Origin of the sequence: Paenochrobactrum glaciei, from assembly GCF_039522165.1 — a bacterium.
Classification (GTDB): Bacteria; Pseudomonadota; Alphaproteobacteria; order Rhizobiales; family Rhizobiaceae; genus Paenochrobactrum; species Paenochrobactrum glaciei.
Window position 1 is genome coordinate 1 of record NZ_BAAADE010000023.1, and the last position, 7,840, is coordinate 7,840.

The following is a 7,840-nucleotide window of genomic DNA, read 5'->3' on the forward strand; positions in this document are numbered from 1 at the left end:
GTGTGATCGGCCTGTTCAAAACAGAGGTCATCAACCAAGGGGGACCATGGAAATCAATGCGAGAAATTGAATGGGAAACCCTTAATTGGGTCCATTGGTATAATAATCAACGTTTGCTGGAGCCAATCGGATATATAACACCTGCAGAAGCCGAGGAGGCTTTCTATGCAAATATGAAAACCTTTGATAAAGCTGCATAATTATCGAATAAATTACCCTCCGGAAAACACGGGGCGGTTCACCCTCATTATTTTCTACTGTAAGAATGCTTGTTGAGGCAGTATGGTTAGCCCTTATGTTTGCGCCATTCACCGTAAAGCCATGGGCAATCTGCAACAGGTGGTGAACGACGACCTCTATCTGCAGCATCAAGGCGCATTTCTTTGAGGCGTTCACGTGCAGGGTCATTTTTATCAAGATAGAGTCGATCATGTCCCCAGAAACTGGGTCCATCGACCGTTTCGTGTGGCATCCAGATTTCGGGTTCAATCAACCGTCCACCCCAACCATTTTCTACGAAGAACCCAGAGGGCGAATGAGCATAATAACTCGTCATGTAATCATTAGTATGTCGGCCAAGGGTGTAAGCAACACGCCCTTCTTGTTCCTGTGCCAAATCATAACCTTGAGCCATGTCATCCATATTCTGATATTCTACCATAAAATGGTGAAAGCCCTCCTGACCTGAACCAACCATTGCAAAAGAATGGTGGCGGTCATTGAGATGGAAAAAATAAAGGCCATAAGGGGTTAATCCATAATCTGATACATGAAAATCAAGAATGTCGCGATAAAATGGCATCATGATATGAATATCTTTGACGTGTAAAACCGCGTGCCCCATGCCGAGTGCACCGGTTTTGAAACCGTCAATCGGGCGACCAGGTACGAATGGATCGGAAGCAATCATCGGACCATAGAATAGCTCAACACGGTTACCCATTGGATCATTGAACCAGATCATATCACTAACAAAACGGCGATCTGTTAGAAAGCTATCAGCTAAATGCACGCGCGTTCCTGCGTGCTCAAGACGTGCAGCATATTGCTGCAAATCGTCTTTACTATCCACCTCAAAGCCTAAGAATGCCAATGTTTCGCCGGGCTCCTCAGAAACAAGAAGGCGTTGCACTTTATCATCCATGCGAAAGGCCACGGCTTTGCCGCCGCGGTCAATCTTCTGCATGCCAAGCAAATGACCTGCAAAATCAGACCACTCATCCAAACGGTCTGATCTGACACCGAGATAACCGAGTGCGATAATCGCCATTCAATATCCTCCAAATTGTTAGGCAATAGGATAAAAAAGGGCAATGAGCTATGCCCTTTTATTGATCTTAACCCAGGGTGCGTCCGCCATCGATAACAAGATCTGCACCGGTAATTAGCTCGGCCTCATCCGAAGCAAGAAACACCACTGCATTGGCTATATCCGCAGGCTCGGGCAAACGATCTACGCAATGTTGTTGCAAGATTACTTCAAGCGCCTTTTCCCGTGAGCCATATTTCTTTAAGAGCATTGCTTCAACGAGAGGTGTCCAGATCCAGGTGGGGTGTACAGCGTTGACACGCACTTTATAGCCAAGCTTGCCAGCGCTAAAAGCTGCATTGCGACTAAGAGCGCGTACTGAAGCCTTGCTGACATTATAAGGGATGGCGTCGACACTGCTGACAAAGGAGGTCGTTGAGCCAATGTTCACAATGGCACCCCCTCCGGTTTTTTTCATCACACGAATGGCCTCACGAGTCCCGAGAAAGCTACCGTCAACATTCACGGCCATCATACGCTGCCATTCTGCATAAGGTAGCTCATCAATCGGGAAAGGCGCTGTACCGACAACACCGGCAGCATTGACGAGCCCGTCAAGTTTACCAGCCTTGGCAACTACCTCTGTGAGAACGCTCTGCCATTCCTCTTCTTTGGTGACGTTCAGCCCTACGATTTCAGGTTGAGGTAGCCCATCAAAAGCTGCGATCACGCCTTCGACATTTTCTGGATTTAGATCAGCCAGAAAGACACGTGCGCCTTCTTCTGCAAAGCGTTTACCAACAGCTGTACCTAAGGCACCCGTACCACCAGTAACGAAAACGGTTTTATTTTCAAAGCGTTTAGTCATGTCTATGCTTTCTTATTCGTCAGCCACACTATTAATCAGTGCGCCAATGCCGGTAATTTCAACTTCCGCAACCATACCAGGAACAAGATAAAGCTGAGGTTTGCGGAACTTACCAACTCCGCCCGGTGTGCCAGTAGCGATCACGTCACCTGGAATGAGAGTGATAACAGTGGAAATATAAGCAATAATTTCAGGAATCGAGAAAGCCAGATCATCAAAACGGGCTTGTTGTACAATTTCACCGTTGATACGTGTAGTGACAGTCTCTTGCGTAATATCGGTAATTTCATCAGCAGTCACAATCCATGGACCAATGGAGCCGGAGGCCTCAAAACTCTTACCTGGCCAGAACTGACTGGTGTGGATTTGATAATCGCGGATTGAACCTTCATTCATGCAGGTATAGCCAGCAACATGTGACATTGCATCGTCTTTGCTGATATGACGACCGCTTTTGCCAATGATAACGACAAGCTCACCCTCATAGTCGAACTCGTGACTGGCTTTAGGCCGGATTAGGGGCTGATCATGACCAATCAGTGAAGATGGGTAGCGGGTAAAAAGTGCAGGTTGTGCCGGACGTGGGCGACCTGTTTCTTCAATGTGGCTTGTATAGTTGAGACCAACGCAAAGGATCTTTTCAGGATTACCAATCGGGGGTAATAGGGTGACCTCAGTCAGCGCAATGGCTTCGCCTTTGCCTGCAAGTTCTTGCACTGCATTCTTTTCAAGAACGGCGCGCAAATCGCTGAAGCGTTCTTTCAGAACCGCACCGGCATCAAGAACAATATCGCCTTCAACAGTGCCGTAGCTTTTTTGACCCGATTTGGTGGTGAATGAAACAAGGCGCACAGGGATCTCCTTATAATTTGCGACGGAAGGCTGGTTTAAAAAGTTTTAAGCTGGCCAATTGGCTAGTAGGCCGGCCTCGGTTGTCTCGTAATGAGCTTTTAACAGCGCGACGGCTCGCGGCGTGTCATGCGCCAGAACTGCTTCAAGCAAATCGGCATGTTCGGTTTCGACATCACGTTTAGCGGCGCGTGTCATAGGAACGGAATACACGCGGTAAATCTCTGTCGCAGAGCTTAGTTTTTCGCAAATATCGATCAACGCAGGAATACCGCACCCTGAGAGCAATTTAGAATGGAAGGTGCGATGCGCATTGAACCACTCGGGATTAGGCACTTCAGGGTTTTCAAGTGTTCGGCGCGGGATACGTGTCATTATGTGGTGCGCTGAAATTACTTCTGTTTCCCATTTTAAACCGCCCCGTTCAATGGCCAGCTGAAGCGCCAAAGACTCATTATGGCAACGCAAAAGCGTCAGATCTTTAAGCTCGCTCCGTTCCAATTCTGGTATCGAAAAGCCTGAACCTGGTGTTGAGACGACAAGTCGATCCCCTGTGAGCAGGATCATAGCCTCACGCAAAACCGTCGTGCTTGCACCATATTCTTTGGCGAGAAGAGCAGGTCCGAGACGCATTCCTGGCTGGTAATGTCCATCGAATATGTTTTGACGGATTTGCTGATAAACATTCAGCGCTAGAGATTTTGCGTCAGCTTGTTTCGACATGGATATATAACCTTTGCAGCTATGTTGTATAGGGGACGCTTAACGAACCATTTGTGATGGAAGCCAACTAACAAGATCAGGGAAGACCATAATTAGGACGACAACCACGAGCGCCAGTGGCACAAAAAGCAATACACCTGAAAATACATCTTGTAGAGTGATCCGATGACCGATGTTGACGGTTGGATCTTGCGCCATGCGGTGGCCTACAAAGACAAGCATGCCGATCGGTGGGGTAAGAATACTGATTTCCGCCATCAATACGAGAAAGACACCAAACCACATCGGATCATAACCGGCGCTAACTACAATAGGCATAATAAGTGGCACCGTGAGCAGCATCATCGCGATAGCATCCATGAACATGCCAAGAAGCAGATAAAAGAGCACAAGCAAAGTGAAGAAAAGTACGGTATTATCCGAAACTTGCTGCATATAACTCGAAAGTAGTTGCGCAGCACCCGTGACAGCGAGAAGGCGCGAGAGGATAGCTGCTCCAATGAGCATCATGAGTACAGAACCAAGCGCGCTAAGGGTACCACGCGAAGCTTCTTTCAATGAGGTTAAAAAAGTGCGTTTATCTTGAACGGCAAAGCAATAAAGTGCTGCACCCATTGCGCCAATTGAAGCACATTCTGTGACGGTTAGAAGACCAAGCCCCATACCGCCGAAAGTAGCGATGATAAGTACAGGAACCGGCCAGGCAGAGCCTACAATGCGCATTTTTTCGATAGGTGAAAGCTGGTCCTCTTGAGGACTTTCCTGATCCTTTTGTGCGCGTGTGCGGTTACCTTTTCCTACCCAATGCGGAAGTGCCAAAGCTATAATGGCAACTGTGAGTACATAAGCAACTGTGAGCATAAGGCCGGGAATTGTGCCTGCAAGAAGTTGTGGACCTACAGGAACCTCTGCAAAACCGGCAAAGATTACCATCATAATGCTTGGTGGGATCAACTGGCCAATAGTACCTGCGCTGAGTACAGCACCCATGGCAAGGCGTTTATCATAGCCTTGTTGAAGCATTTCGGCGATAGCAATGCGGCCAAGAGCATAAACGCAACCCACTGTAGAACCGCTAATTGCACCAAGGCCAGCACCAGCAAGATTAGTTGTGGCAGCAAGGTTACCCGGTAGCCAGAAAAATAAAATTCGTGCTGCGGCAAAGAGCTTGGTCGTGATACCGGAATACCAAAGCATCAGCCCCATAAATATGAACATCGGCAGCACCACGTAAGTGGAACTAGAGGCAGTACTGTAGGGCATTTGCGCAAGGGTCGATTCTAGAGCGCGCGTACCCATCAATGCATAGAGGCCAACCGCTCCTGAAAGCGCCATTGCTAGCCCTACCATCATGCCAAGTGCCATTAAGGAGAACATTAATCCCAGAACTGCAATGGCGTAAAAAGGGCGAGGAATGTCCAGGAAAAACAAAACAACAAAGCAAAGGCCGATCACTGTGGTGATCAAAACTGTACTGACACGATGCCACGGATGAGGCGCTTGCACAGCGTTGTCTTTGTGCGAAATAGAGATACTAGTCATTAGCGGCCTCCGTCGTGTCGCTGGAAAGTTCTTCAGCGCCACCAGCTTTGAGGATTGTGTAAAGACGTAACGCAATTACACAGGCAAAACTTAAAAAACCAATGACAGCAACAAAACGCACGGGCCAAGTAATAATTTTAAAAGCACCAGCATATTCGCCGTCTTGGTAACTTTCAATGGCCACTCCGAGCCCAATCCAAGACATTTGCAGCAAGAAAAATGCTGCACAGCATCCCACAACCACCTCAGCAATGAGACGTGATTTAGAGCCTAACACTTCAGTCAATATGGTGACACGCACATGCTCATTCTTTAGAGCGGCCCACCAGATCCCTACAAAAGTCATTGGCACCATCAACCAATGCTCAGTCATCTCCATCACACCTGGAATTGGTTTATTAAAGATATTTCGCGACAAAACATCCGAAAAAATTAGCAAAATAAGAGCAATAATACAGAAGGTGCCGAGACCGACAAACACTGTCTTGCCCAAGCGCCAAAGCACAATTTGAGGGCGTGTAGTTAAAGTTTTCATGGGGACTCACAAAAAGAAGGAGAAAGAGGGAACGCCAAACAAACGCACCCTCAGCGAGCAGTGGTCGCCATTATTTTTGTTTGTTTGCGTAAGGCAGAACGATTTCGTTCAAGATGATCTCTTTCAACGGTGCAAAATCAGGCATTTGACCATTTTGCGAGATGAAGGAACTCCAAGAGTCGTAGTCTCCGCCAAAGCCAAGATCTTTTTCAAGACGAGCTTGCCATTTCTGACGCGTTTGCTCGAGACGTTTCACCTGATCGGCGGCATCTTTCACATCGGCAGGTGCTTTATGTGCAGCTTCTGCGCGAACAGCGTCATGGTAGCTCTGTACTTTTTGCATCACCTCAGCATCGGGTATTGTATAAGTGACACCATTTTTAGTGCTGGTAACAGCGGTGGTATATTGCTGCGTAAGCGCCGTTTGAAGCAGTTCAGCAGCATAAGCCGCAGTTTCACCCCAGATAATGTCTTTCACATTTTCAGGGAAAGAATCCCAAGTGTCTTTATTAAAACCGTAAAGCGCTTGAGAATAAGCAGTCAGACCAATGCCGAGGTTAAAATATTTTCCGTGGTCGAACACACCGTTGGCACCTGCATCGGCGATATGCCCCATCCAGCAATCAATGACACCAGATTGAAAGGCTTGATACACTTCTGTGATTGGCAATGAAACAGGTGTAAGGCCAAGGTTTTGAGCTTCTCCAGTCCAAGTCGAACCGGCAACACGGCTGCGTTTGCCTGCCATATCCGCGAGAGTTTCGTTGTTGCTCTTACAGAGTAGGCCATAAGCGCCACTGATTGAGAAAGACGGCATCACCGGCTGAATTCCAGCTTGGGTAAATTGATTAGTGTGCGCTTCAAGCCCAGTCGTCCATTCGAAATGCGAGAGTGCAGTCGTTGCAAATTCAAGGATAGGGTTTTGGTTGGTCGGTATGGCGAGACTGCCTTGCCATTCATCAACCGAAAACTTAGCAGGCTCATAGGAAGGTAGCACGAAGCCGAAGTCAAAGAGACCAGCTCCCAGCGCCGAGGTCATTTCTTTGGTGGGAACCAGACTGCCAGCATAAAAATATTCAAACGTGACCTTACCTTCCGTACGAGCTTCGATACGTGCAGTGTAAGCTTCCATCGGCGCCGTAAACCAGTTGTCTGGGCCGTATAGTGATGCGACGCGCAACTTCATTGGTTTCATATCAGCCAATGTGCCTGCAACCACAGGCAGAGCCGTAGCCGAAAGCAAGATAGCCATAAGACCGAAAGTTTTTAATTTCACAGGTAACCCCTCCCTAAACGAACCAAGTGCAAGAGTTTGCCGGCTCCCGACCTGCAAACGATTCTATATATACATATATATTTTAATTTTAAAATAGATTGTTTATGCAATAATATATTTTTATCGATTTAACAGCATTCGTCATTATATTCTGAGGTTAATAGAACGTTACAGACTCGGACTATGCCGGTCTTAATACCAATTAGAAAAGGCTATAGCTGAAAGGGAAACTATCACTGAATGCTACCGTAAGATGGGTGAATAGCGCATCATCGAGTTGTGGTATTGGCTCAGCAAAAACCAACCAGATTACCAAACATTCAGCATCTATAACAAAGCTTGAAGTGGCTATGAATGTTGCTATTTAGACGCCTGTTCGTAACCTGATGCTCACAGATGGCATTTCTACTCCGCGAGTAAGAGCAGCCTGCTACTCCTCCCGCCACCAGAACGTGGCGCGCGTAAGCCGTCATAGGCTTTGGTATAAATGCACCAACTGAAACAGCTGGTCGTCTCGAACTAATGCGTTTCATCTCTGACGACTTACGTATCAGCTTTCGTTGTCGTGATGCATCCACCTTGTCGCTTATATCTGCAGCACTTGGTGAAACCATGCCTATTGACTTGAGCCCCGCAAACTCCTCCAGATTTTGTTAGAGTCCAATCCTTGATAGGAGATGGACAATGAAACGCTCACGGTTTTCAGACGAACAGATAATCGGGATGATTAAAGAGCAGGAAGCTGGAACGCCGACAGCACAAGTGTGTCGCAAATATGGAATTAGCAGCGCCAGTTTT

9 protein-coding genes are annotated in these 7,840 nt (G+C 47.3%); 2 read left to right on the plus strand and 7 right to left on the minus strand.

Annotation, left to right across the window (positions count from 1 at the left end):
* Nucleotides 1-200 (plus strand): IS3 family transposase (locus ABDZ76_RS17180; RefSeq protein WP_343808466.1); only part of this gene is annotated, 200 nt, incomplete at its 5' end.
* An 86-nt stretch (nucleotides 201-286) separates the two neighbouring features.
* Here the strand turns inward: ABDZ76_RS17180 and ABDZ76_RS17185 are convergent.
* The 7 genes from ABDZ76_RS17185 to ABDZ76_RS17215 form a co-directional block, all read right to left on the minus strand.
* Entirely contained in the window at nucleotides 287-1,270 is a 984-nt protein-coding gene (locus ABDZ76_RS17185) for a VOC family protein (RefSeq protein WP_343808469.1), read from the minus strand.
* Between the two features lie 67 nt (nucleotides 1,271-1,337).
* Nucleotides 1,338-2,117 (minus strand): SDR family NAD(P)-dependent oxidoreductase, encoded by a 780-nt coding sequence (locus ABDZ76_RS17190; RefSeq protein WP_343808472.1) that lies wholly within the window; start codon nucleotides 2,115-2,117, stop codon nucleotides 1,338-1,340.
* A gap of 12 nt (nucleotides 2,118-2,129) precedes the next feature.
* Nucleotides 2,130-2,969, minus strand: a complete 840-nt coding sequence (locus ABDZ76_RS17195; RefSeq protein ID WP_343808475.1) for a fumarylacetoacetate hydrolase family protein — start codon at nucleotides 2,967-2,969, stop codon at nucleotides 2,130-2,132.
* Between the two features lie 45 nt (nucleotides 2,970-3,014).
* Nucleotides 3,015-3,689 carry a GntR family transcriptional regulator gene (locus ABDZ76_RS17200; protein WP_343808478.1) on the minus strand — a complete coding sequence of 225 codons (675 nt, stop codon included), beginning with the start codon at nucleotides 3,687-3,689 and terminating at the stop codon, nucleotides 3,015-3,017.
* A gap of 39 nt (nucleotides 3,690-3,728) precedes the next feature.
* Complete coding sequence (locus tag ABDZ76_RS17205; protein WP_343808481.1) at nucleotides 3,729-5,231, minus strand: TRAP transporter large permease; 1,503 nt, start codon at nucleotides 5,229-5,231, stop codon at nucleotides 3,729-3,731.
* Nucleotides 5,224-5,766: a TRAP transporter small permease gene (locus ABDZ76_RS17210; RefSeq protein WP_343808484.1), complete on the minus strand. Its 543-nt coding sequence runs from the start codon at nucleotides 5,764-5,766 to the stop codon at nucleotides 5,224-5,226. The genes ABDZ76_RS17205 and ABDZ76_RS17210 overlap by 8 nt, the downstream gene beginning before the upstream one ends.
* A 70-nt stretch (nucleotides 5,767-5,836) precedes the next feature.
* Nucleotides 5,837-7,042, minus strand: a complete 1,206-nt coding sequence (locus tag ABDZ76_RS17215; RefSeq protein WP_343808487.1) for a type 2 periplasmic-binding domain-containing protein — start codon at nucleotides 7,040-7,042, stop codon at nucleotides 5,837-5,839.
* A 684-nt stretch (nucleotides 7,043-7,726) separates the two neighbouring features.
* Between ABDZ76_RS17215 and ABDZ76_RS17220 the strand changes: the two genes are divergently transcribed.
* A partial coding sequence (locus ABDZ76_RS17220) for a transposase (RefSeq protein ID WP_343808490.1) occupies nucleotides 7,727-7,840 on the plus strand: 114 nt, incomplete at its 3' end.